Here is a 22,109-nt window from a genome sequence, read left to right as displayed (position 1 = left end):
TGACATTCGGATCTTTTCCTGTCTTATATCAGCATATCAGGGTTGCAATAATATTACGCGTAAAATTTCGAGCGACAGATTTTGACGTATTCCAATACGCCTGCGACATCTCGGCGATTATACTCGATAGATATTTTAATTTTTCTCTTAGGAAATTTCTTGCGGCGACCCATATATTCCCACGTAATCGGGAATGTTCAGCCAGTCGGCGCCAGAGAGGCCTCGCGGAGCATTGCGTTACCGCCCGTAGCGGAGAGAGATCGTGGAAAACGCCTATTTGACTCGCCGTCTGGCCGCCACGCTTGGGGCCGCACGATCTGCGAAGGACCGAACCGCACAATTGGCCCATGAGGCTCTGGCGCGTGCCTATCGCATACGGCTTCGTCGGCTCGATGCCATCTCTGGTTCCAAAAAGAACGATGCCGTGCCATTGCTCGGCGCCGAGTCAAGGGCCGAACCGCCCTTGCATGGAGCGACGGCCGACTGCTTGCTTCCGCGACGATGCTCAGAAGAGCGTCGAAGGGGTTGGTCGGAAAGACCGGATACGGTTGGAAAGAACGCCTAGGACCGCGCCGGCGCTCCAGGACGGGCCGGCCTTTCGGTGCCGTGCTTTCAGCCGGGATGGCGCGATGTCATTCGCGCAACCAGATGCCTTCGGCATCGTCGAGCGCTTCGAGCATATCGGCATCGGCCTGTCTGGCACTCAGATGCGCGCGGATCGCATCGGCGTCGCCGTCGCACGGGAAACCGCGATCGGCCTTGGCAGCCTTGGCAAGATCGCCGATCCACCCGTCCCGGTCGGTTTGGATCAACAGCCATGCCCCGAACGCGGCCGGCCTCAAACGTTCGCCGTGAAGGTCATCGCTCATCGCACCGACCCTGTTTCCGGATGCCTGAAGCGGACTGACGTCCGGGTGATCGCTTCGGTCAGGACCTTCGCACCGTAGAAGGTGCCAAGCAAGGCGGCGTCATGCGAATTGAACAGGACGATACGCGTACCGCCTGATTGCAGCGTTTCGATCATGCTGACCCGGATATTCCGGTCCAGGCACGTGGCGAGAACGTCCGTGCGGTTGGCGTCGATACAGATGATGCGCGACATGACCGATCCCCCTTCAGGCCGGCCCGCTGTCAGCACATCGAGCCGGCGCGTCCGCGCCAAGCATGACCCGGAACTCGGTGATCGCCATGATCGGATCTGCCAGCCCATATGGTTCGGCGATCCCGCCAGCGCCGTACATGAACGTTATGACGGGAAGCGGCCGATCCGACGGCTGAAATGCCGTATCGACGCGAGTGATAGGAGGTCGTGACATAGTCTGCTCCTCGTCTGAGCGGGAGCACGAAGTATCTCTCGGTCGCATCCTTGCTCGTGGCGGAGGTGCGATCTCACGTATATGGCGTGCCCACGAGGCAAAACAATCACCCGTGCCGACACCGCCGCGACGATGCGTCGCACCACCCGACTGCCACGGGCCGGGATCGATGCATTCCCTCCAGCCCGGGCATGATCGCGCCGCTCAGCCCGACACACGGCGCGCTGGTATCCGGGTCGCTCCTAGATCTGGCCGAGCAGGACCAGGATGATGACGATCACCAGGATCAGGCCGAGGCCGCCGGACGGCGCATATCCCCAGTTGCGGCTGTGCCCCCAATTCGGCAGCGCGCCGATGAGGAATAATATGAGCAGGATGATCAGGATTGTGCCGAGCATTTGTTTTACTCCCGAAATGTGGAAGCGTAACCGCCCGTAAATGATGTCGGTTCCACCGCGGCATGCTATCGCGGCGGGAAAGAGAGCGTCGCAACGCGCAAGGGATATTGATGGACTTTAACCCGCTTCCGCTCGGCAGCGTGATCGGTGCGTTCCTGCTCGCCTTTCCCGCCTTGTTCTCGATCGTCAATCCGATCGGGGCCGCGCTGATCTTCAACCAGGTGATCGCGGGCCGGTCGCGCGCCGAAAGCCATAAGCTGGCGCACAAGGTGGCGATCTATTCGCTGATCGTGCTGCTCGCCTCGTTGTGGCTGGGGGGCTATGTCCTCAACTTCTTCGGCATCAGCCTTGCCGCGCTGCGGATTGCGGGCGGCCTGGTCGTTGCGATCCGCGCCTGGGCCTTGTTGATGCAACCCGCTGCCCATGAAGAGCGCAAGGTGAGTGCGGCCGCACCGGCGCAGGACGTCGAAGAGGAGGATATCGCCTTCTTTCCGCTCACCATCCCGCTCACCACCGGGCCGGGCACGATCGCGGTGGCGGTGGCGCTGTCATCGCAGCGCCCCTCCAGCGGGATCGGCACGCTGCCCTTCTTCTGGGGCATGAGCCTTGCGGCCGCCTGCCTCGCCTTCTCGATCTGGCTCAGTTTCCGCTGGTCGGATCGGGTGGTGGCTCTGCTCGGCCCCGGTGGCGCGCGGGTCCTGTCGCGGCTGGTGGCGTTCCTTCTGCTTTGCGTCGGCGTGCAGATCGTCGTCACGGGTATTACGGGCGTGGCGGATGCGATCATCCGCGGCACCTTCCGCGCCTGACCGACCGTCTGGTACAGACGCGGGAAGCGGACAATCCCCGACTTCACCGCCGCCTTACCAAGCGGTGTGATTTACCTTTTGCCGGCAAGAAACGGGACGCAACGGCTCGTCACGACGAGCTACCCCCCCTGCAACTCGCAGGAGCTTCTCATGGCATTCCGTCTTACCGGCCTCGATCCGGCACAATTCGAGCATCTTTACGGTCTCGATGATGACGCTCTGTCCGCCGTCGGCGCGCGGCGCTATCGCGTCGACAAGGCGCCCGGCTTTCCCGATCGGATCGAAATGCGCGACCTTGAGCCAGGCGAAAGCGCGATCCTGCTCAACCATGTCCATCAGCCCGCCGATACGCCCTATCGTGCGAGTCATGCCATCTTCGTCCGCGAAGGCGCGCGGACGGCTTATGCGGCCATCGATCGCATCCCCGATGTGATCCGGATCAGGCCGATCTCGCTCCGCGCTTTCGATTCGGCTGGCGAGATGGTCGATGCCGATCTGGTCGATGGCCAGGCCATCGAAGGCCTGATCGACCGCTTCCTCGGCAATCGGGTGGTTTCGTACCTCCACGCTCATTATGCCAAGCGCGGCTGCTATGCCGCGCGGATCGAGCGGGCCTGACCACGTTTCACTTTCACATCCGATCGCGGGCGGGTTCGGACGAGCGCCGAACCCGATCAACGGGCGCCGTCGTCCCATTCACGAGCGATGATGTCCGCAAGGCGAGAGGCGGCAGATGCTGGTGCGGGCGCGATCGAAATCGCGTCGAGCTGCCGGAGCAGATCGGCAATCTCGTCGCTGAACGATCCGGGCTGGCCGCTTGGATAGGCGGTCTTCAGGACCTGGCCGACAATCTTGCCCGTGAGATGGACAGGGTGCGACGGCATATCATCCGTCCTGCAGCAGCGCGCGTCGCGTGCGGGCCGCAGCGAACAGGCCTTTCCGCAAATCCCAGCGCCGCCGCTCGCCGCCCGTGGCCGGTTCGCCATACGTGAAGGGTGCGAGCCGCCGATCCTCTTCGAGCACGATGCGCGCGAGCCATTCGAAATGGGTTTCGCCGCGATTGTCGCGCTCCGCGCGGGAAGCCGCGGTGGGTTTGGCCGCATCGTCTTTGATTGTGAAGGCCACCGCTCGATCTCGATCCTTGTCCACCGCGCCGCCACGGCGCTTCGCCTCCCTCAACGCGCGCGCAGCGGCATGGGTCCACGGATAAAATGTTTCAAATCAGCGAGTAACCACCTCTCGTCCGGGCGGGACCTACGAAACAACATCCCAGATCTTCGCGATCTGAATCGCCGCTTTCTCGACGAAGGCGATGCCTGGCCCGTCCGCTGTCTCCAGAATCCAGTGCGATCCGTACAACGTCGGCTCGTCGATGCGCGTAACCGACGGTGTCCGAATCCTGACCTGTTGATCGGCGGCATCGGCCGCCCCCTGCGCGCGGCGGCGGATCTCCTCGCCGATCTGGCTTTCGGTTTTGATCCGATGCTTCGCCATGATCAGCTCCGGCCCCGCAGCCGACCGAACAACCCCTGGTCGGCCAGTATCTCGCGTGCGGCATTATGGCCGGGCGCACCCGTGACGCCGCCGCCCGGGTGGGTGCCGGCCCCGCACATATACAGCCCTTTGAGTGGCCCGCGATAGGCGCCGTTGCCCAGGATCGGCCGCGCCGCCCAGAGCTGATCGAGCGTCATGTTGCCGTGCATGATGTCGCCCCCCATCAGCCCGAATTTGCGCTCCAGATCGAGCGGCGAATGGATCTGACGCGCGATGACCGATGCCCGGAAGCCCGGCGCATAATGTTCGACCGTATCGACGATCAGATCGGCGGCTTCCTCGCGCCGATCGTCCCACGAGCGGCCGTCGGGCAGTTCGGGCGCGAATTGCTGGCAGAACAGGCTCGCGACGTGCTGGCCCGGCGGGGCGAGGCTGTCGTCGACCGTGGATGGGATCAGCATCTCGACGATCGGCGCCTTCGACATGCCGCCCGTCTTCGCGTCGGTATAAGCGCGATCCATGTAGTCGAGAGTCGGGGCGATGATGATCCCGCTCTGGTGATGCTCGCCCGGCTCGGGCAGGCATGTGAAGCGCGGCAGTTCGGACAGCGCGACGTTCATCCGGAAGGTGCCGGATCCGACCTTGAAGCCCTTCACCCGGCGGCGATATTCAGGCGTGAGATCCTCGCTGGCGATCAGGCGGTCGTACAGCAGGCGCGGCCCGACATTGGCGACCACCGCCGCTCCCATCGCCTCTTCGCCGCTTTCCAGCCGCACGCCGATCGCGCGGCCGCCATCGACCAGCACACGTGCCACCGGCGCGTCGACGCTGATCTCGACGCCCGCTTCCACGCACGCCGCCTGCATCGCCTGCGTAATCGCGCCCATGCCGCCGATCGCATGGCCCCAGGCGCCCTTCTTGCCGTTCACCTCGCCGAAGACATGGTGGAGCAGCACATAGGCCGATCCGGGCGTATCGGGGCTGGCGAAATTGCCGACGATCGCGTCGAAGCCGAACGCCGCCTTGACCGCCTCGCTCTCGAACCATCCATCGAGGAAGGTCCGCGCGGATTTGGTGAAGAGATCGAGCACGTCGCGCTTGGCCGCCAGATCGAGCCCGGCGAGCCCCCGACCCTGCCGCGCGGCATCGACCAGCATGGCAAGCCCGTCGCCGACATTGGGCGGGGTACGCAGCGCGAGATCGCGGAGCACATCGGCCACGCCTTCGAGTGCGTCGTAATATTGGGGAAGGACAGCGGCATCATGCGCCGAGAAGCGGCGAAACTCCTCCTGCGTCCGCGCCAGCCCACCACCAAGCTTCAGATAGCCGCCATCCTCCTGCGGCAGGAAGTTCGAGATCGGGCGTTCGACGATGCGCAGGCCGCGTGCCGCGAGCCCCATGTCGCGGATGACCTTCGGCTGAAGCAGGCTGACCGTGTAGCTCGCCACCGAATTGCGGAAACCGGGATGGAATTCCTCGGTAACCGCCGCTCCACCCACGATCGCGCGCCGCTCCAGCACGCGTACCCGTTTGCCGGCGCGCGCCAGATAGAAAGCGCAGACGAGCCCGTTATGCCCCCCGCCGATGATGACGGCGTCATATTTACTGGTTGCCATCCCGCCCGCATAATAGCCGGTCAACATCCGCGATAGAGGGCGCGGATCGTTCAGTTAGTCGGGTGCTGCGGCGTGTCGGCATGTGCCACGCGGGTGCCGCCGCTTGCTTCCTTCGCATCGGCGGTGACCGACATGTCGATAACGCACATCGTGTTGAATTCGGGGTGCTTGCCGCACGAGACGCCGCCGAAGCGCAGTTCGGGCGAAAAGATGATCTGGCGGTGGCCGCGGTCCTCGACTCCGTCGTCGACGATGAGCTGGCGGACGGCATCGACCGCATCGACAGGGCCATAAGCGATGACTTCGGCGACATAGGCGCCCCCACCGCGGCGCCGGACGCGCTGGGCGGGCGACGATCCGTCGGAGCCTTCATGCCCGGTCTCGCCCGACGCGCCCTGGTCGCGCACATGATCGGCTGAGCTGCCCTCCAACAAGGGCGCGAGCGCGATCGGCGCGAGCGGCGTCTGGTGGCTAAGGAAGTTGATCGCCTCGTCGACGACCGCCACCCCCTCCTCGGTCTCGATATCGGCCTCCTGGCCGGGAAGCGACACGACATTGGCGTGGAAATAGGTTTTGTAGCGCTTCAGCGTCTCGGCATAGGCGGCGGGATTAGTACGCGCCTGGTTAAGTATCTCGAGCACCTGGCGTTCGAACGGAGTCTGCGCGGAAAGTGGTGCGGAAAATGTCAGGAACGATAGGGCGAGCATCGCCGGCCCTGATATTCTCAACATCCCCCTGCTACTCCTGAATCACGCATACACTACGCTGCCCCCGCAGCGTGAACGCGATCCCGCATCGCGGCCTTTAACAGAAGGCTAACGTGAGGGAAAGTACGTAGAGGGCCGTACCGCAGTTGGAAATTCCACGAGGCGGGACTAGATCATTACGACGACGCAACGTGTCGATTTACCCCCGTCGGGCCGTTAACGACGATTGTGTGGTTAACGATCCGAAACTAATTTGTGGTTGCGCCGTTTAGCTGTTAAGGAAAATTTAAGTGCGTATTCGTTTCGGGGGACCCATGCGGCAGTGTACCGTAGCCATAGCGTGGCTGATCACAGTCAGTTTGGCCTTATCGCCAGTCAATGCCGCGGGTTTCGGTCAGACGACCAACGATTCGGGCTTGCTTGCGAATAACTGCTCCGAGGAATCGGCTCCGTTGCCGGAAAGGCCCGTTTTGGGGCGCAGCACCTTTGCGTCGCATGCGCCGCATGTCCCGCACAAGAAGGCGAAGCCGCATGCCAAGAAGAAGACGGTCGCCCACAAGCCGAACCACGCCAAGAAGCCGACGGCCAGCAAGCCGCCGGTAACCAAGCCGACAGCGCATAAACCTATCAAAAAGCACCCGAAAAAGCCCTCAAAGCCGCGCAAGACGCTTCATAAGCGCTCTGGCGGCACTGGCCATGATGGCGGCAACAAGCATGCCGGCAAGGACGCGCTGCAGCGCGCGACGTTCGGCAGCCCGATCTGCCAGGATCGTGCACCGGTGATGCAGGCCTTCGGCGTCGGCGACATGGATCAGCCGCTCGGCGACGAGTTTGCGAGGGCCGTGCAGGATGCGCTTTCGCCGCAGGACAATCAGTTCACCAATTCGCCTGGCGGTAACCGTCCACAGAATCCCGGGTCGGTTTTTCCCAATACGCCGACCCTGACGCCCCCGGGCACGCCTAACACCGGCCCAGGCGGCGGCCCCAATCCGCCACCACCTCCTCCGCCGCCCGCCGTGCCTGAGCCCTCAAGTTGGGCGCTGATGATCCTGGGCTTCGGCGCGATCGGCATGTCCTTACGTCGCCGTCGCCGCGTACAAGCATGAGGTAGCGAACTCGCACGTGAGGGGCTTTCACACATCGCCCCTCACGCAACGATACCAGGCGTCAGTCTCTCTCAAGATAGTCTATCCCAGAGCGCGGCGCCCAAGTTCGCCGGATTACGCACCGGCCGGGCTACCCGAAATCGGGTGTTCTGTAGGCACGGCGCCGTATGCAATATCCGGCAGATGTCGAGGCCCCCTTATCCTCATCAGACCCCAGCCTTAGCTGTGAAGACGTGCATGAGATCAGACGCTCGATGTTTCTATCGGCGATAGCCTCTGGATTTCCGGTGGTGGTGGGCGATGACGGGCTCGAACCGCCGACCCTCTCGGTGTAAACGAGATGCTCTACCAACTGAGCTAATCGCCCGCCCTTGGTTGTTTCGCCAGCCATTCCAAAGCTTCAGAGCTGTTTCGCCGTCGCACGGCGATCTTGCCCCGGCCTCGGGTGGCCCGCAAATGGCCCGCAGACCAAGGTCTGCCGCAGCCATGACCTCGTCAACGACGTGGCCAGCGCCAAGCGCGCGAAGGCGAGATAGTCGGGATCGCACCTCAGGTAAACAGCCGTTGTTTTTCGGCACGCGGCGCCCGAGCAAGCCTTGGAGTCGGCGAGCGGCGGCCTCATTAAGGCGCGGACAACTCGTCTAACTGGCAATCATAGCAAAGCCGCTCCCCAGGCGGTGGGACGGTGTCGCACATGCCGCATCGTACGCCCGGCTCGCCTAGCGCAAGGCGGATCTGCGCGAGCCAGCCTCCGATTGCTCGCAGCGGCGTCCACAATATCGCTCTCAACATTAGCCCCTTCTCCAGAGGGGGCGTTAGAATAAGGCGATTTAAGACAATCCTAAACCGGCCAACCGGTTCATTCCGGCATCGATCAAGGCGCCACCTTTTGGAAGGGCCATTCCTCTCAGTTCAAACGAGATGCTCTACGACCGAGCTAGTCGCCCTCGCGATGCGCAGACAGCGCAGAGACGCGGTTTTGCGGTCGGCAAGTCTCGCTCCATGCTACGCTTGGTTTCAACCGAATACATCCTGCACCATGGCCTCGGTCCAACCCGGAATCCGCCCAAGGATTGCCGCTTTGATTTCAGCGCGAATGGCTTGCGCGCGTTCATCCTGGGCAGACGCCGCATCGTCGCAAGCCGCGCTCTCGCGGCCGGCCCGATGCAGTCCCTGCCCTTCCGCCCACCAGCCGTTGCGCGCGGCTTCCGCTGCCTTCATCGCCCGGAAGCTGTCCGCCAGCGATGTCGCAGGAAGGTTGGTCATGCGGCTCTCCGGGCGATTGCGCGGTGCGCCTCGGCCTCGACTTGGCCGACCGGCTCACCGTCCAAAGTGGCCCGGCGATCGATAGCGGCACCGGCGGCCGCCGCGACCTCCGCGCTGAAACCGCCCAGCCGGCGGTCTGCCGCCGGCCGATAGGCCCCGCCGCCCGACGCCGTGATGCGCGCACGATCGGCGGCGCCGATGCGGGCGAGCAATCGCCCGTCCACCCACCGGAAGAGATGCTGCATGTCCTCAACGGCGATCAGCCGCTCGATCCGGCCGCGCTCCGCCGGGTTCAACCGCCAGGCACGGGCTATCATGCGGGGGGTGTTTTCCACGACGTCTCCCTTGCCGATGAGATGGCTCGAGAGGTATGTAGCGCTATATTATATAGCGTGTCAACATATTATATAGCGCCTCAAAAGGCACTGGTTCGATCATTGCCCGATGCAAATCGCGCCGATCGCGATGACGATGCAGGCGCCCAGCCGCCGCCAGGTCAGCCGCTCGCGCAGGAAGATGCGGCCGATCAGGGCGGCAAACACCACGCTCGTCTCGCGCAGTGCCGAGACCGGCCCCATCGGCCCGAGCGTCATCGCGAAGATGACAATGCCATATGCAAGCAGCGAGACGAGTCCGCCGCCGGACGCGATCAGCGTTGCGCGCGGCGCCCGGATCAGGCCACGCCAGCCGCGCGCCGCGATATAGACCGGCGGCATCAGCAGGCCCCACAGCAGGCACAGCCAGATCGTATAGCCGACCGGCGTGCCCGACAGCCGCGCGCCGATCCCGTCGGTGACGCTATAGGCGCCGATGAAGCAGCCGGTGCCAAGCGCGTAGGCCAATGTCTCGCGTGAGAAGCCTTTCCCCTGGAAGGCCAGCGAGATGATCCCCCCGGAAACGAGCACCACGCCCAGCAGGCTGACCGGATCGGGCAGCTCGCCCGCGAACAACGCCGCGCCGACCGATACGAGCAAGGGCGAGGAGCCGCGGGCGATCGGATAGGTCTGGCCGAGATCCCCGCTGCGATAGGTCCGCACCAGGAAGAGGTTGTAGCCGATATGGAGCAAACCCGAGAGGGCGGCATAAAGCCAGCTCGGCCTGGCCGGCATGGGCACGAACGGCACGAGCAGGGCGCAGACGATCGCGACCGCCACGCACATGACCGTCATTCCCCACAGCCGGTCCTCGCCCGCGCGAAGCACGGCGTTCCAGCTGGCGTGGAGGGCTGCGGCGAACAGGACGAGCAGGCTGATGGAAAGCGTCATGGCCGGGCATCCCTAGCGAGGGCGGACGCCGGGCTGCAAGCAATGGACAGGTCTCCTTCCGGAACCGGAGAGGAATTGCTAAGTGAAAGCCCAGCGCAAGGTTCGGGCCACCGCGAGCGTGCTGCCCCGGACCAGCGGGCGCGAGAGGCCCGGCGCGTACAGCCCGTGCATTTCGCGCGCCCATTCCGGCAGCAGATCGACCGCGGCCCGGAACGTCATCTGCTGGATTGGCCGGGCAGCAAGGCTGGGCGGGCGCTGGTCGAGAACCAGCCGGGCGACTTCGCGCGTGCGATCGTCGACGCGAAGCTGCGGGCGCATCCGATCGATCAGCGCGACGATACCCGCCCGCGTGACCGGCACGTTCGCCGCACCGAGGGCCCGTGCCACCCGCGCGACCTCCTCGAAATAAAGATCCTGATCGGCCGCCGCCATGTCGGGCTCGGCATAGCGGATCCAGGCATCGAGGAAGCACAATGTCTCGGTCGCATGCACCCAGAGCAGCAGTTCGGGATCGTCGGCGGAATAAGGCGTGCCGTCGGGCAGGACGCCGCGCACGCGATGATGCACGTCGCGGACCCGGGCGATGGCGGCTTCGGCCTCGATACGGCTCGCAAAGGTCGTGAGCGCGATGAACCGCGCCGTCCGCCGCAACCGGCCGAGCATATCGCCGCGAAAGTTCGAATGATCCCATACGCCCGCCAGCACCGCGGGGTGCAACATCTGGAGCAGGAGCGAGGCAACCCCGCCGACCATCATGCTGGTCACATCGCCATGGACGCGCCAGACGACGGCGTTGCGCGCGAACAGGGCGTCGTCGCTGCGCCGGACCGGCCGTTCGCCGCGCGCCTGATCGTTGAACAGGGCGCGGACGCGGCCGACCAGGAGTCTCTTCAGGGGCGTTTGCACGTGCACCATGTGGGGACGAAGCAGGCCGGAGTTCAACCGTGAACCGCAGCGAACCGACCACTCGGATGGGCGATGGCCGATGCGCGCGATTTCGGCTATACGACGTGCCGATCGGGGGGTCCCTGCATGGCGTCAGAAGATCGCAGCTGGCAAAAGCGCATGGCGCCGCTGATGGTCGGCGCAGTGGTCTCGACCGCGATCTTCTTCGCGGTGGTGATGCTCGTGCGCTTCTCCGCGATCGAGCAGACGCTGCAGGATCCGCCGCAGTCGCAAATCTCCATCCCCTGGACCAAGGCCGGGCTGGAGCCCGGCAATTGGCGCGACCAGAAGGATCTGGCGAGCGTCCAGGCCAATTTCATCCTCGAACGCGAGCTGATCGCGCGGCGATACCGCCAGGCGAGTGCGATGCTTTCGCTGCGGCTGTGGACTCGCCTGATGGGCTTCCTGACGGGCATGATCCTGGCCATGGTCGGTGCGGCCTTCGTGCTGGGCAAGCTCACATCGCCCGAAAGCGAGATTGCCGGTGGAGCCAGCGGGGCCAATGTCTCGATCAAGAGCGCGTCGCCCGGCATCGTCATGGCGGCGCTCGGCACGATCCTGATCGGGATCGCATTGGTGATGCCGGTGACCACCGACGTGCATGACGCCGCCATCTATTTCGGTCGCGCCGAGGCGCCGGTCGAGGATCCGCCATCGTTGGAAGCGATGAACCCCGCCAGCGACGCCGATTCGCCGCCGCGCCAGCCAGCCACGCAGGAGAAGAGACCATGAGCCGTCGTTTGATGGCTGTTCCCCTTGCCGTCGCCTTGTTCGCGGCCGGCATGGCTGCCGCCACCACGCCCGAGCAGGATCTGTTCCGGGCCTTCCAGTATCTCGATCAGCATCGTTATGCTCAGGCGCGCGATCTGGCGCAGGCCTATCTGCGGACCCAGGGCCCACGCTTCAGCGCCGCCTTCATCGTCGCGACCGCCGAATGCATGCTTCACCCCCATCTGGCGAGCAACGCCGCCGCATTCCGCCAATTGCGCGTCGATTATGTCGTCGGCTCCGAGAAGATGAACATCATCAACAGCTGGATCCGGCAATGCGCCAGCCCGCCGCCCCCGCCGCAGCCGCAGGAGGCGGGCGTGAGCGCGTCGGGTCTTTCCTCGCTGCCGTCCTTGAGAGCGGCCGAGCCCGGCGCGAACGAACCGCCGCCAACCCATCCCAGGCCCACGCCGCCTGCGCCGATCGCCGCGGTGATCGCGCATCCGGTAGTGGCTGCTCGGGTCACACCTGCATCCGACATCTGTATCCAGGGCTATGTCTGGCGCGAAGCCTTTGCCGGAGATCATGTCTGCGTCACCCCGCTGACGCGCGCGCAGGCCGCCGAGGACAACCGTCTCGCCGCCAGCCGCCGCGATCCCAGCGGCGCCTACGGCCCGAACACCTGCATCCAGGGCTTCGTCTGGCGCGCCGCGCGCGATGGCGACGCGGTGTGCGTGACCCCTGATCGCCGCACGCAAGCGACGGTCGACAACCGCGAGGCGGCGGCGCGGCGTTTGCATTGAAACCGCCCTATACTTTCTGTCCGGTACGTAATTCCCCTATAATTACAGGGACAATTCCTTAACCGAAAGACGATTACAGGGCGCTCGGGGAGGCTCATCCACGTGCGACTGCCGAGCGCTTCCGTCCCTGACGGGACCTATGTCGAATTGGTCCGGAGCCTGTTCCGGACGCTGCCGCCGACGATCCTCATCACGCTCATCTTCAGCGCGCTGGCTTTGCTGATCACGCGCGAAACGCCCGATCCGTTGCTCGACTTGCTGGGCATATTCGGCACGGTAGCGGCGGCGGCGCGGATCACCTTGCTCCTGCTCCTGCGCCGGCGTGCGGCGGACGATACGCTCGGCATCGCCGAGGCGCGCCGGATGGAGCGCCAGTTCGCTCTGTCCTATCTGGGGTTCGCCGCCATCATCGGCTCGTTCGGCGCGCGCGCCTTCATGGTGGCCGCGCCAGATGCCCGGATCGCGGTGACCGCCTTGCTCGTCGGCTATGCCGCGGGGGTCGCTACAGGGATATCCTATCGCCCCTGGATCGGCGTGAGCGCGATGCTGATGGGGGTGGTGCCGACGATCGCCGTCACCCTCGCGACCCCCGGCATCGATTATCGTGCCGCCGGCTGTGTGCTGCTGATCCTGCTGGCGGGCGGCATCCACAGCATCATCGGGCGCTATCATTATGCGACCGCCGGCATAACGATGCGGCGCGCCTTTGCCGCACTGGCGCGGAAGGACGGACTGACCGGCCTGCCCAACCGGCTGGCGCTGGGCGAACGGTTCGACGAGATCAGCAGCCGCAAGGGCATTCGCGGCGACATCGCCGTGCATTGCCTCGATCTCGACCGCTTCAAGCCCGTCAACGATCGCTATGGCCATCCCACCGGCGATCTGCTGCTGCAGGCAGTCGCGGAGCGGCTCGGGAGGTTGCTACGCAACCACGATTTCGCAGCACGCGTCGGGGGTGACGAATTCGTGGTGCTGCAGCCCGGCATCGGCGACGTAAGCGAAGCCAACCTCTTCGCCCGCCGCACCGCGCGGCTGATCGCCGAACCCTATGTCATCGGCGATCTGACCATCATAATCGGCACCAGCATCGGGTTCGCGCTGGCGTCGCAGCATGGGATGGACCTGGAGAAGCTGATCGCGGCCGCCGATGCCGCCCTGCTGCGGGCCAAGGATCTCGGCGGCGGCGCCACCGTCGCGGCGGCGCCGGTCAGGCGGGCCGGTTAGCGCCTCCCAGATTGGAGGCCTGAGGGGCACCCTGTCGGATATCCGCGCCCCGCCGATACAGGTTGGGTGCCATGCCGATCAGCCGCTTGAACATGGTCGAGAAGGCCGCCGGGCTGTCGTAGCCGAGATCGAGCGCGACGGTGGTGACCGCCTCGCCCGCCGCCAGCCGGGGCAGCGCCACGAGCAGGCAGGCCTGCTGTCGCCACGCGCCAAAGCTCAGCCCCGTCTCGCGCCGGAACGCGCGGGTGAAAGCGCGGCGGCCCATGCCGAGTGCGTGACACCAATCGTCGATCGTGTCGTGCGGCCGCGGCCGATCGAGGAAGGCGTGGCAATGGCGCGCCAGATCCGCGCTCTTGGGAAAGGGCACCGCCAGAGGCACGACCGGCGCACGCAATACCTCGGCCAGCAGCAATGCCATTACCAGCCCGTCGCGGCCGTCCGGTTCATATTCGGGTGCGATATCGCCCGCCGCCACCAACAGATCGCGCAGCAGGGGCGAGACGGCGAGCACCTTGCTGCGCTGCCCGAGCGGACCCGCAACGGCGGGTTCGATCAGGACTCCGCGCGTGCTGGTGGCGCCGACCATGCGGACCGAATGCGCGGTCCCGCCCGGCGTCCATACCGCGCGCTCGGGCGGCGCGATCCACGCGCCTTCGGCGGTGCTGACGACGACCACGCCGCGCGACGCATAAAGCAATTGCCCGCGCCGATGGCGATGCCAGTCGAGTTCGAACGCCGCCGGATAATCGTTGCCGACCGCGACGACCGGCCGCGCGACGTGCTCGACATCATCAGGATTGGTCCACGCCATTTGCGTCCCACTCGCGAAAGTCAAAGGCCCATAGCGGAATGCAGGCCATGATAAGAGCGCTTATTCGGGCCGCCTGAGAAAGAGGCTTCGATATGGCAAGTGCAAACATGGACGCGACCAACCCGGCGCAATCCGTCCCTCCGGCCCCGACCAATCCGGTCGACGGGACGGTGTTCCGTATCATCCTCGCGATCAGCTTCTGCCATCTGCTCAACGATATGCTGCAGTCCTTGCTGCCCGCAATCTACCCGAGCCTGAAGACCGGGCTTGGCCTGACCTTCGGCCAGATCGGGCTGATTACGCTCACCTATCAGGTGACCGCGTCGATCCTGCAGCCCCTGGTCGGGCTCTATGCCGACAAGAAGCCGGCGCCTTTGGCGCTGCCCGGCGGAACCTTGTTCTCCTTTGCCGGCCTGCTCGTCCTGTCGATCGCGCATTCCTATCCGATGCTACTGATCGGCGCCTCGTTACTGGGGATGGGATCATCGGTGTTCCACCCCGAATCCTCGCGCGTCGCGCGGATGGCGGCCGGTGGACGCCATGGGCTCGCGCAATCCCTCTTCCAGGTCGGCGGCAATGCCGGATCTGCGTTGGGACCGCTGGCGGCGGCGATCTTCGTGGTGCGCTATGGCCAGTCGAGCCTCGCCGCTTTCGCTTTGCTGTGCCTGCTGTCTTGCGCGATCCTGTGGAATGTCGGCGTCTGGTACAAGAATCACGGCCTCGCGCGGCTCAAGCGCGGCGCCAGAAGCGGAGCGGCGGCGATCCCGATCCCGCGCGGCGAGGCGACCAAGGGCATCCTCATCCTGCTGGCGCTGATCTTCTCCAAATATGTCTATCTCGCCAGCCTCACGAGCTATTTCACCTTCTACCTGATCCACCGCTTCGGCGTGTCGGTCGCGGTGGCGCAGATCCACCTGTTCACCTTCCTCGCCGCGGTCGCGGTCGGCACGGTCGCGGGCGGACCGCTGGGGGACCGGTTCGGGCGCAAATATGTGATCTGGTTCTCGATCCTGGGCACCCTGCCCTTCACCCTGCTATTGCCGCACGCCAGCCTGTTCTGGACCGGCCCGCTGACGGTGGCGATCGGCCTGATCCTGGCATCGGCCTTCCCCGCGATCGTGGTGTTCGCGCAGGAGCTGGTGCCCGGCAAGATCGGCATGATCTCGGGCCTGTTCTTCGGCTTCTCGTTCGGCATGGGCGGGATCGGCGCCGGCGTGCTCGGCGAGGTGGCCGATCACTATGGGATCGAGACTGTCTACGCGATCTGCGCTTTCCTGCCTGCGATCGGCCTGCTCGCGGCGTTCCTGCCGAAGACGAAGGCTTAGGATCCTTCGGCTTCGGCCGATCGGCTCAGCGTGGCGTCCAGTGCGACGCTGCCTGAAGGAAGGCGGCGGTTTCCTCGCTCGCGGCCTGGTTGCCTGGCGGGAAATAGCTGATCTTGACGACCACCGTGCGGGTCGCCGGATCGACGAAGATATATTGCCCCTGTAGGCCGATCGCCGAATAGCTCTTGCCGTCGAGCAGCCACCATTGCAGGCCATAGGTGCGCGGGGAATCCGCGGGCCCGCTGGAGCGGGTCGTTTCCGCAATCCATTCGGGCGAGACGATGCGATGGCCGTTGGCGACGCCGCCATCCAGCATCATCTGCCCGACCCGGGCGAAATCGCGCGGGGTGGCGTTGAAGCCGGCGCCGCTGAATTCCCGGCCCACGCCGGGCGCCCCATCCATGATGTAGAATCCGTCGCGTTCGGCGCCCAGCGGTTCCCACAGCCGCTGCGCAGTATAAGCGGCAACGGTCGAACCACCGCTGACCCGCTCGATCAGCCAGCCGAGCACGGCCGTATCCAGCGTCTTGTACTGGAAGACAGCGCCGGGCGGATGCGCCCGCTTCACCGTGCGGGCGGCGTCGGCGAAGCGGGCGACGTTCTTGACCAGCGCGGCGATATGGTTGCTGGCGGCGGTACCCGGATGCTCGAAATCGTAGCGCTCTTCATAGTCCACGCCCGATCGCATCGCCATGATTTGCCGGATCGTCACGCCGTCATAGCCGCCTCCCTTCAATTCGGGCAGATAGGCGGTGATCGGATCATCGAGCGACCGGATGCGCTTCTCCGCAAGCGCGCAGCCGACCAGGATCGAGGTGATCGACTTGGTCATCGACCAGGCCATGAACCGCGTCTGGTCATTACTGTTGTTGCGGTAGATCTCGCTGACGATGTGCCCGTCCTTCAGGACCAGTAGCGCGTTGGTATAGGTCCGGTCGAGGAACTGTTCGGGCGTATAGGTTGCGCCCTTGTAGCTGTACGTGAAGTCGAGCGCATGATCCGCGCGGGGCAGTTGCCACACCGGTCCCGAGCGCGGCACCGTGCGGGTGGTGAACAAAGTATCCATGCTGCGGAAGGTGAGCGAATTGATGTCCCCATCCAGCATGTGCCAGCGCGCGATCTGCAGCGCGATCGGCACGTCGGACTTCGGCCCTGCGGTGAGCGGCGGCGGCAGAACCTGCTGAGCCGAAACAGGCAGACCGATCGCGAGTGCAAGGGCAGACGTCAGCGCCATGTGCGCCCGCTTCCATGAATGATGCACCGGGTTTCTCTCCTTCTCTTCTGTCATGACCGCGTCGTCAGAACCGCACGTGCGCGCGCAAGCCATATTCGCGGGGCGCTCCGTAGAATTCGTTATTGTTGAAGTGGCCGCTTACATATTGCTTGTTGGTGAGGTTGGTGCCGTAGCCCTCGATCATCCACTTGCCCCTGCGCAGCGTGATCAAGGCGGACAATAGCCCCCGCCCCCTCAGCCGATCTGTTACCGGCGAATAGAACAGGTTGGTGAATTGCGGGCCGACATAGGCATAGTTCAGGCGCGGCGTGAGGCTCGTCTTATCGTCGAAGCTGATCTCATAATCGATTCCGAAATTGTAGCTCAATTTGGGTGACAGCAGGTTCGGGCCGCCCCCTGCGTCCCGCGTGTAAGGACCGTAGCTGGTACAGCCGGGCGTCACCACCGCGCCGCACTGCGGCCCGAGCGTCGTGCCCGGCGGCACCAGCAGCTGATTGACCGCGGTCAGCCGTTCCAGATGCGAATGGACGTAGGCGAAGCCGCCATCCACATCGAAATGGCCGATCCTGGCCTGGACCTGCCCCTCGACGCCGTAAATGCTGGCATGCGGGATGTTCGACACGCCCGATTGCCCGCTGCTGGTATCGATCACGCTGAACTGGAAGTCGTGATAATCCATGTAGAAGGCGCCGAGCTGGGTGCGCAGATGATTGTCCAGCATCGTGGACTTCCAGCCGGCTTCATAATCCCACACCGTTTCCGGTCCGAATTCCGAAACCGACGAGTTCGCGCCCCCCGGCTTGTAGCCGCGCGCCGCGAAGGCGTAGATCAGATTGTCCCGATCGACCTGGAAGTTGATATTGGCCTTGCCGGTGAGGCGACCGTCCTTGTGCCGGCTGCCCAGATCGGCGACCGGCAAACCGGTCGGCCCGAAGATCGTGCCGTACCCGATCGCCACCCCGCCCTCCTGGCGCACGGCGTAATGCGAATAGCGGGTGCCCAGCTGGAACTCGATCCGATCCGTGATCTTGTATCCGGCCTGGGCGAAGGCACCGAGCGTCGTCTTGAAATCGTCGATGACGATATGCGTCGGATCGACCGGCGCCCCCGACGTCTGCGAAATCCGCACATGGATCACATTGTGCTGGTAATAGCCGCCGAGGATCCAGTTGAAGCGACCGGTCGTCGGCGAGATCAGGTTGAGCTCCTGGACCAGCTCGCGCTCGGATACGAACTGGTTCTCGGTCGCGGGCGGGGGCAGCACCGTCGCGTCGCTGTCGTACAGATTGTAAATGCGCTTGAAGACATAGCCGGTCAGCGACCGCAGCGTGATGTCGCCGGGCAGCCTGTAGCGAAGCTCGAGATCGGACTGGAAGCCGCGCTCGTCATTCTTCGTCGGCGCATCATAATCGAGCGTCCGAATATCGCCGACGCGCCCAGCCGCATAAGGCGTGCCGATGATCGGGCGATAGGCATAGCCGCCGGTGTCGTGATCCACCCACTCGGCGTGTGCGATGGCCTGAAGATCACCGGGCGTCCAGCGCACGCTGATGCGGGCGTCCTTCTCGTTCAGCCGTCCCGCCTCGTTGTGGTAGGATCCGATATCGGTGAAGTAGCTGTCGTGCTGCTGGTAATTGCCGGCTCCGCGGATGGCGAGGTTGCTGGTCACAGGGATATTGAGCGCGCCCTGCAGAGTGCGATTGGCATAATTGCCGAAGCTGCCCTCGAGATATCCACCCCATTTGCCGAGTTGCGGCGCCTGGCTGTTGATGAACACCGCGCCGCCCGTGGAGTTCGAACCGACCAGAGTGCCTTGCGGCCCGCGCAGCACCTCGATCCCGGCCAGATCGTAGAAGTCGGACGTGCTGACGATCGGCGGCTGGAAAACGCCATTCACGTAGAGCGCGACACCGTTGGCGACCGAAGGATTGCCGTCGGCGATGCCGATGCCGCGGATATTGACCGATTGGGTCAGGCCCGCATCGGTAACCGACAGCGAAGGGGCGGCGAACTGCAGGTCGGCTACGCGCGCCACCGCTTTCTCGTTGAGCTGGTCGCCCGCCAGCGCGGTCGCCGCGATCGGCACATTCTGTAGATTCTCGGTGCGCCGCTGAGCGGTCACGACGATTTCGCGCAAACTTTCGCCCTCTGCGGGAGCGGCCTGGCTGCCGGGGGCGGCGCCCTGCGCGGTCTGCGCCAATGATGGAGATGATCCGGCAATCAGCGCCAGAATGGCGGTCGTCGTAGCAAGTCGGATGCGCATCAGAACTCCCCTCTTCAATCGAGAAGGGCAGGCGATGGCGACGACCGGCGCGTGCCGACACGCGGCCTTCGATGATCCTCCCGAACCTTCTTCTTATCTGCCGCGATGTTTGGTACCTAGCCGACGTGATAAATAGCCCCCTGATTGAAGGCGGCATCGTCGCCCGGCCGCCGCCCTTCTACGAATATGTGAGCGGTGAACGTCCGGATCAGGCCAGCGCGCCCGAGCAGGTGGCCTGGAAGCTGGAGAATGCGGCCTGCGCGCTGGGCTGGCCGGCGGGCCGGATAATGGGTTCGGAAGCGGAATTGCTGCGTGGCTTCGGCGTGGGGCGGGAGACGCTGCGTGCGGCGATCCGCATCGTCGAGCGCCGGGGCGCGATGCGGATGACGCGCGGCCGGTTCGGCGGCCTCACGATTGCACGGCCGAGCCTGCAACAGGCGGCCATGGCGCTGGCAATCTATCTGCGCGCGCTCGGCTGCCCGGTGGAGCGGGTCGACGAACTGATCGGCGTGTTGCGTACGATGGCGCACGACGATGCCACGCTCCCGCTGCGATTGGCCGAAGGCGCGGGCGAGATGCTCCGCGCGTTGGACGCCAAGGATGGGTCGCCCGGCTGCCGCGCGATGTTCGCCAACCCCAACGTGCGCGCCGCCATGATCGCGATGCGGATCATCGACGCGTCCGAAACCGGCGTGGATCCCGGACGTCTCGGCTGCGAATGGGATCTTTCGATCCGCTTCGCAACCTCGCGGCTGGTGATGCGCCAGGCACTACGCGTGCTGCGGGATTTCGATATGCTGGAGACACGGCGGGGGCGTGGCGGCGGTGTTTTCCTCAAGCGGCCGGCGCCGATCGCGATCGTGCGCCAGCTTTTCTCCTATCTGGCAAGCGAGGGCCATACGGTGGAGACCTCGCTCGAAAAGCTTTGGATATTGAACCTCGCCAATCTGCAACTGGCGTCAACGCGGCTCGCACGCATGCCCGCATCCGATCGCGAGCGCTGGATCGCGCGGACCGGGACGGCTCTCGAAGAGCTGGAGGAGCCGCAGCGCTGGGTCGTCCTGCAGCAGGCACTGGCAAGCCTCAGCGACAATGTCCTGCTCGATACGCTCGCTCGCTGCATGGCCTGCTTCCAGGCGCGCCAAGGCCTTCCCGTGCCGCGGCAGCCGTCGGAGATCGTCGAAACATTGCTCACGCACGAGCGCGACATATTGTCGGCCCTGTGCCTGGGGCGAAGCGATGCCGCGGAAGCGGCACATGATGCGGCGCAAGCGTTGATGGGGTGGCTCGTCCGTGCGGCCGGGGCGACCACACCGGAAACGATCACCTCACCTGATCAGAGATAGCCCGCGACGAACGCGGCTGGATCGCCGGTTACCGAGCCCGCGACATAGCCATCCGGCCGCACCAGCACCCATTGCCCCGCACTCAGCCCGTAGATGCGGGCGATATGCCCGCCATCGTCGATGATATCGCCGTCCGCCCCGATCCGGTGAACATGCAAACCCGATCGCGGCGCCACCGTCCCGTCGACCTCATAGCCCAGCAACGTCCAGTGCGGCCCGCGGAACAGGGCGAACAGCCGCGTCGCCTGCCCCGCCGCCCCGCGGCACGGCGCATCGGGCGCGCGGTCCCCGGCGCGGATCCGCTCGCTCTCCTCGCCGCGCGACAAGGGTGAATCGGGATAAGCGAGATCGAGCTGCTGGGTTTCGCGGCCGCGGGTCATCGTGCCTTGCCTGGCCTGATCGAGCAGCCGGGTCGCCAGCCCGAGCATACCGGCGGCGATGGTGCGCCGCTCGCTCTCATAGCTGTCGAGCAGGGTGTCCGGCGCTCCCGCCAGCACGGCGGCGAGCTTCCAGCCGAGATTGTAGCTGTCCTGCACGCTCGTATTGAGGCCCTGCCCGCCGGTCGGCGGATGAATGTGCGCGGCATCGCCCGCCAGGAAAACGCGTCCCACGCGATAGCGGTTTGCCAACCGCGCGTTCATCATGTAGGCCGATGCCCAGCTGACCGAGCGGATCAGGATATCGCTCCGGCCGGTGCGCGCACGCGTCAGCGCGGTCAGCCCCTCGGCCGAAAGATCGGCATCGCCTTCCATCGGCACCGGCGCCTGGATCTGGAACAGATCGGTGCCCGCAAGCGGACAGATCCACACCTGCGTCTCGGGCCCGCCGAGCTGGAAGCGATGCCACGCCGTCCGATCGAGCCCGTCCAGCACGGCATCGGCCACGAGCGCACGTACCCCCAGCGTCTCGCCTGGAAAGTCTATGCCGAGCTCGTGGCGCACCGTACTGCGCCCACCGTCGGTGCCGATCAGATACCGGACCCGCAGCGCCTGCTCGCCCGTGCCGGTATCGACGCGCACGCTGACACCATCGTCATCCTGATCGAAGCCGAGCAAGGTCACTCCGAAATCCGGCGCACCGCCGAGTTCGGCCAGCCGTGCCCGCATCACCCCTTCGGTCAGGAATTGCGGGATCATGATGGGCGCAGGATAGGGCACGTCGGGCGTGGCCGCGTCGAAAACCATCATCGGCGTTTCGCCGACGATGCCGCCGGCTTTATATTCGCGTTGCGGCGGATAGGGGCCACCAATCGCCGCCAGCGCGTCGACGAATCCCAGATCTTCGAACACTTCGAGCGTGCGCGGCTGGATGCCCTTGCCGCGCGATCCGCCGAACGGCTGCGCGATTCTGTCGATCAACCGGTAGCGCACGCCCCGCCGCGCGAGGTCGATCGCAAGCGTAAGGCCTGCCGCGCCGGCGCCGCAGATCAGGACATCGGTGTCGTAGGATGGCATCGGCGCCTCGCAGCAGGGTGCA

24 protein-coding genes and 1 tRNA gene are annotated in these 22,109 nt (G+C 65.1%); 8 read left to right on the top strand and 17 right to left on the bottom strand.

Features of this window, described 5'->3' with window-relative positions; genetic code table 11:
* Positions 1 to 632: 632 nt before the first annotated feature.
* The 3 genes from AB4Z44_RS22820 to AB4Z44_RS22810 form a co-directional block, all read right to left on the bottom strand.
* Positions 633 to 869 carry a hypothetical protein gene (locus tag AB4Z44_RS22820; RefSeq protein WP_404711940.1) on the bottom strand — a complete coding sequence of 79 codons (237 nt, stop codon included), beginning with the start codon at positions 867 to 869 and terminating at the stop codon, positions 633 to 635.
* Positions 866 to 1,102: a hypothetical protein gene (locus AB4Z44_RS22815; RefSeq protein WP_404711939.1), complete on the bottom strand. Its 237-nt coding sequence runs from the start codon at positions 1,100 to 1,102 to the stop codon at positions 866 to 868. Before AB4Z44_RS22815 ends, AB4Z44_RS22820 begins: the two co-directional genes overlap by 4 nt.
* A gap of 456 nt (positions 1,103 to 1,558) precedes the next feature.
* Positions 1,559 to 1,714: a DUF3309 family protein gene (locus tag AB4Z44_RS22810; RefSeq protein ID WP_404711938.1), complete on the bottom strand. Its 156-nt coding sequence runs from the start codon at positions 1,712 to 1,714 to the stop codon at positions 1,559 to 1,561.
* A gap of 110 nt (positions 1,715 to 1,824) precedes the next feature.
* On the opposite strand from AB4Z44_RS22810, the gene AB4Z44_RS22805 reads away from it, so the two are divergent.
* Both AB4Z44_RS22805 and AB4Z44_RS22800 read left to right on the top strand, forming a co-directional pair.
* On the top strand, positions 1,825 to 2,520 hold the full coding sequence (locus tag AB4Z44_RS22805) for a MarC family protein (protein WP_404711937.1): 696 nt from the start codon (positions 1,825 to 1,827) through the stop codon (positions 2,518 to 2,520).
* Between the two features lie 150 nt (positions 2,521 to 2,670).
* Positions 2,671 to 3,138, top strand: coding sequence for a DUF1203 domain-containing protein (locus AB4Z44_RS22800; protein ID WP_404711936.1), 468 nt, complete (start codon positions 2,671 to 2,673; stop codon positions 3,136 to 3,138).
* A gap of 56 nt (positions 3,139 to 3,194) precedes the next feature.
* On the opposite strand, the gene AB4Z44_RS22795 is transcribed toward AB4Z44_RS22800, so the two are convergent.
* The 5 genes from AB4Z44_RS22795 to AB4Z44_RS22775 all read right to left on the bottom strand — a co-directional run bounded on the left by AB4Z44_RS22795 (position 3,195) and on the right by AB4Z44_RS22775 (position 6,337).
* Positions 3,195 to 3,404 (bottom strand): hypothetical protein, encoded by a 210-nt coding sequence (locus tag AB4Z44_RS22795; RefSeq protein ID WP_404711935.1) that lies wholly within the window; start codon positions 3,402 to 3,404, stop codon positions 3,195 to 3,197.
* 1 nt (position 3,405) lies between these two features.
* The gene (locus AB4Z44_RS22790; RefSeq protein WP_404711934.1) at positions 3,406 to 3,699 is read right to left on the bottom strand and encodes a hypothetical protein; all 294 of its coding nucleotides are present in this window, start codon (positions 3,697 to 3,699) and stop codon (positions 3,406 to 3,408) included.
* Between the two features lie 75 nt (positions 3,700 to 3,774).
* Positions 3,775 to 4,014 (bottom strand): hypothetical protein, encoded by a 240-nt coding sequence (locus AB4Z44_RS22785; RefSeq protein ID WP_404711933.1) that lies wholly within the window; start codon positions 4,012 to 4,014, stop codon positions 3,775 to 3,777.
* Between the two features lie 2 nt (positions 4,015 to 4,016).
* Positions 4,017 to 5,630, bottom strand: a complete 1,614-nt coding sequence (locus tag AB4Z44_RS22780) for a phytoene desaturase family protein (RefSeq protein WP_404711932.1) — start codon at positions 5,628 to 5,630, stop codon at positions 4,017 to 4,019.
* A 50-nt stretch (positions 5,631 to 5,680) separates the two neighbouring features.
* Positions 5,681 to 6,337 (bottom strand): CAP domain-containing protein, encoded by a 657-nt coding sequence (locus tag AB4Z44_RS22775; protein ID WP_404711931.1) that lies wholly within the window; start codon positions 6,335 to 6,337, stop codon positions 5,681 to 5,683.
* Between the two features lie 290 nt (positions 6,338 to 6,627).
* Between AB4Z44_RS22775 and AB4Z44_RS22770 the strand changes: the two genes are divergently transcribed.
* Positions 6,628 to 7,443: a PEPxxWA-CTERM sorting domain-containing protein gene (locus tag AB4Z44_RS22770; protein WP_404711930.1), complete on the top strand. Its 816-nt coding sequence runs from the start codon at positions 6,628 to 6,630 to the stop codon at positions 7,441 to 7,443.
* A gap of 291 nt (positions 7,444 to 7,734) precedes the next feature.
* On the opposite strand, the gene AB4Z44_RS22765 is transcribed toward AB4Z44_RS22770, so the two are convergent.
* The 5 genes from AB4Z44_RS22765 to AB4Z44_RS22745 all read right to left on the bottom strand — a co-directional run bounded on the left by AB4Z44_RS22765 (position 7,735) and on the right by AB4Z44_RS22745 (position 10,889).
* A tRNA-Val gene (locus AB4Z44_RS22765) sits at positions 7,735 to 7,810 on the bottom strand.
* A gap of 650 nt (positions 7,811 to 8,460) precedes the next feature.
* A complete protein-coding gene (locus AB4Z44_RS22760) occupies positions 8,461 to 8,709 on the bottom strand; it encodes a hypothetical protein (RefSeq protein ID WP_404711929.1) in 249 nt (82 codons plus the stop codon).
* Positions 8,706 to 9,044, bottom strand: a complete 339-nt coding sequence (locus AB4Z44_RS22755; RefSeq protein WP_404711928.1) for a hypothetical protein — start codon at positions 9,042 to 9,044, stop codon at positions 8,706 to 8,708. Before AB4Z44_RS22755 ends, AB4Z44_RS22760 begins: the two co-directional genes overlap by 4 nt.
* A 99-nt stretch (positions 9,045 to 9,143) precedes the next feature.
* Positions 9,144 to 9,974, bottom strand: a complete 831-nt coding sequence (locus AB4Z44_RS22750; RefSeq protein ID WP_404711927.1) for an EamA family transporter — start codon at positions 9,972 to 9,974, stop codon at positions 9,144 to 9,146.
* A gap of 78 nt (positions 9,975 to 10,052) precedes the next feature.
* Entirely contained in the window at positions 10,053 to 10,889 is an 837-nt protein-coding gene (locus tag AB4Z44_RS22745; RefSeq protein ID WP_404711926.1) for an oxygenase MpaB family protein, read from the bottom strand.
* Between the two features lie 117 nt (positions 10,890 to 11,006).
* Here AB4Z44_RS22745 and AB4Z44_RS22740 point away from each other — a divergent pair, with 117 nt between their 5' ends.
* The 3 genes from AB4Z44_RS22740 to AB4Z44_RS22730 all read left to right on the top strand — a co-directional run bounded on the left by AB4Z44_RS22740 (position 11,007) and on the right by AB4Z44_RS22730 (position 13,654).
* Positions 11,007 to 11,651 (top strand): hypothetical protein, encoded by a 645-nt coding sequence (locus AB4Z44_RS22740; RefSeq protein WP_404711925.1) that lies wholly within the window; start codon positions 11,007 to 11,009, stop codon positions 11,649 to 11,651.
* Positions 11,648 to 12,430 carry a hypothetical protein gene (locus AB4Z44_RS22735; RefSeq protein ID WP_404711924.1) on the top strand — a complete coding sequence of 261 codons (783 nt, stop codon included), beginning with the start codon at positions 11,648 to 11,650 and terminating at the stop codon, positions 12,428 to 12,430. Before AB4Z44_RS22740 ends, AB4Z44_RS22735 begins: the two co-directional genes overlap by 4 nt.
* 102 nt (positions 12,431 to 12,532) lie before the next feature.
* Positions 12,533 to 13,654: a diguanylate cyclase domain-containing protein gene (locus AB4Z44_RS22730; protein ID WP_404711923.1), complete on the top strand. Its 1,122-nt coding sequence runs from the start codon at positions 12,533 to 12,535 to the stop codon at positions 13,652 to 13,654.
* Here AB4Z44_RS22730 and AB4Z44_RS22725 read toward each other — a convergent pair.
* On the bottom strand, positions 13,638 to 14,465 hold the full coding sequence (locus tag AB4Z44_RS22725) for an AraC family transcriptional regulator (protein WP_404711922.1): 828 nt from the start codon (positions 14,463 to 14,465) through the stop codon (positions 13,638 to 13,640). The genes AB4Z44_RS22730 and AB4Z44_RS22725 overlap by 17 nt on opposite strands.
* A gap of 107 nt (positions 14,466 to 14,572) precedes the next feature.
* Between AB4Z44_RS22725 and AB4Z44_RS22720 the strand changes: the two genes are divergently transcribed.
* The gene (locus tag AB4Z44_RS22720) at positions 14,573 to 15,790 is read left to right on the top strand and encodes an MFS transporter (RefSeq protein WP_404714313.1); all 1,218 of its coding nucleotides are present in this window, start codon (positions 14,573 to 14,575) and stop codon (positions 15,788 to 15,790) included.
* A gap of 25 nt (positions 15,791 to 15,815) precedes the next feature.
* On the opposite strand, the gene AB4Z44_RS22715 is transcribed toward AB4Z44_RS22720, so the two are convergent.
* Both AB4Z44_RS22715 and AB4Z44_RS22710 read right to left on the bottom strand, forming a co-directional pair.
* Complete coding sequence (locus tag AB4Z44_RS22715; protein WP_404711921.1) at positions 15,816 to 17,024, bottom strand: serine hydrolase domain-containing protein; 1,209 nt, start codon at positions 17,022 to 17,024, stop codon at positions 15,816 to 15,818.
* 64 nt (positions 17,025 to 17,088) lie between these two features.
* Complete coding sequence (locus AB4Z44_RS22710) at positions 17,089 to 19,287, bottom strand: TonB-dependent receptor (RefSeq protein WP_404711920.1); 2,199 nt, start codon at positions 19,285 to 19,287, stop codon at positions 17,089 to 17,091.
* A gap of 125 nt (positions 19,288 to 19,412) precedes the next feature.
* On the opposite strand from AB4Z44_RS22710, the gene AB4Z44_RS22705 reads away from it, so the two are divergent.
* Positions 19,413 to 20,633 (top strand): hypothetical protein, encoded by a 1,221-nt coding sequence (locus AB4Z44_RS22705; protein ID WP_404711919.1) that lies wholly within the window; start codon positions 19,413 to 19,415, stop codon positions 20,631 to 20,633.
* Here the strand turns inward: AB4Z44_RS22705 and AB4Z44_RS22700 are convergent.
* Positions 20,624 to 22,087 carry an FAD-dependent oxidoreductase gene (locus tag AB4Z44_RS22700; protein ID WP_404711918.1) on the bottom strand — a complete coding sequence of 488 codons (1,464 nt, stop codon included), beginning with the start codon at positions 22,085 to 22,087 and terminating at the stop codon, positions 20,624 to 20,626. The two genes, AB4Z44_RS22705 and AB4Z44_RS22700, sit on opposite strands and share 10 nt — an antisense overlap.
* Positions 22,088 to 22,109: the final 22 nt, after the last annotated feature.

The organism is Sphingomonas sp. MMS24-J13, assembly GCF_044905095.1.
In the GTDB taxonomy this organism is placed as follows: domain Bacteria; phylum Pseudomonadota; class Alphaproteobacteria; order Sphingomonadales; family Sphingomonadaceae; genus Sphingomonas_I.
Note: the sequence above shows the minus strand (reverse complement) of the source record. Positions and strands in the feature narration are given on the sequence as shown.

Coding starts and splice junctions, on each gene's coding strand:
- AB4Z44_RS22750 (WP_404711927.1), bottom strand. CDS start 9,974: ATGACGCTTTCCATCAGCCTGCTCGTCCTGTTCGCCGCAGCCCTCCAC.
- AB4Z44_RS22715 (WP_404711921.1), bottom strand. CDS start 17,024: ATGGCGCTGACGTCTGCCCTTGCACTCGCGATCGGTCTGCCTGTTTCG.
- AB4Z44_RS22815 (WP_404711939.1), bottom strand. CDS start 1,102: ATGTCGCGCATCATCTGTATCGACGCCAACCGCACGGACGTTCTCGCC.
- AB4Z44_RS22780 (WP_404711932.1), bottom strand. CDS start 5,630: ATGGCAACCAGTAAATATGACGCCGTCATCATCGGCGGGGGGCATAAC.
- AB4Z44_RS22820 (WP_404711940.1), bottom strand. CDS start 869: ATGAGCGATGACCTTCACGGCGAACGTTTGAGGCCGGCCGCGTTCGGG.
- AB4Z44_RS22810 (WP_404711938.1), bottom strand. CDS start 1,714: ATGCTCGGCACAATCCTGATCATCCTGCTCATATTATTCCTCATCGGC.
- AB4Z44_RS22740 (WP_404711925.1), top strand. CDS start 11,007: ATGGCGTCAGAAGATCGCAGCTGGCAAAAGCGCATGGCGCCGCTGATG.
- AB4Z44_RS22710 (WP_404711920.1), bottom strand. CDS start 19,287: ATGCGCATCCGACTTGCTACGACGACCGCCATTCTGGCGCTGATTGCC.
- AB4Z44_RS22785 (WP_404711933.1), bottom strand. CDS start 4,014: ATGGCGAAGCATCGGATCAAAACCGAAAGCCAGATCGGCGAGGAGATC.
- AB4Z44_RS22775 (WP_404711931.1), bottom strand. CDS start 6,337: ATGCTCGCCCTATCGTTCCTGACATTTTCCGCACCACTTTCCGCGCAG.
- AB4Z44_RS22760 (WP_404711929.1), bottom strand. CDS start 8,709: ATGACCAACCTTCCTGCGACATCGCTGGCGGACAGCTTCCGGGCGATG.
- AB4Z44_RS22745 (WP_404711926.1), bottom strand. CDS start 10,889: ATGGTGCACGTGCAAACGCCCCTGAAGAGACTCCTGGTCGGCCGCGTC.
- AB4Z44_RS22795 (WP_404711935.1), bottom strand. CDS start 3,404: ATGCCGTCGCACCCTGTCCATCTCACGGGCAAGATTGTCGGCCAGGTC.
- AB4Z44_RS22800 (WP_404711936.1), top strand. CDS start 2,671: ATGGCATTCCGTCTTACCGGCCTCGATCCGGCACAATTCGAGCATCTT.
- AB4Z44_RS22805 (WP_404711937.1), top strand. CDS start 1,825: ATGGACTTTAACCCGCTTCCGCTCGGCAGCGTGATCGGTGCGTTCCTG.
- AB4Z44_RS22720 (WP_404714313.1), top strand. CDS start 14,573: ATGGACGCGACCAACCCGGCGCAATCCGTCCCTCCGGCCCCGACCAAT.
- AB4Z44_RS22725 (WP_404711922.1), bottom strand. CDS start 14,465: ATGGCGTGGACCAATCCTGATGATGTCGAGCACGTCGCGCGGCCGGTC.
- AB4Z44_RS22700 (WP_404711918.1), bottom strand. CDS start 22,087: ATGCCATCCTACGACACCGATGTCCTGATCTGCGGCGCCGGCGCGGCA.
- AB4Z44_RS22735 (WP_404711924.1), top strand. CDS start 11,648: ATGAGCCGTCGTTTGATGGCTGTTCCCCTTGCCGTCGCCTTGTTCGCG.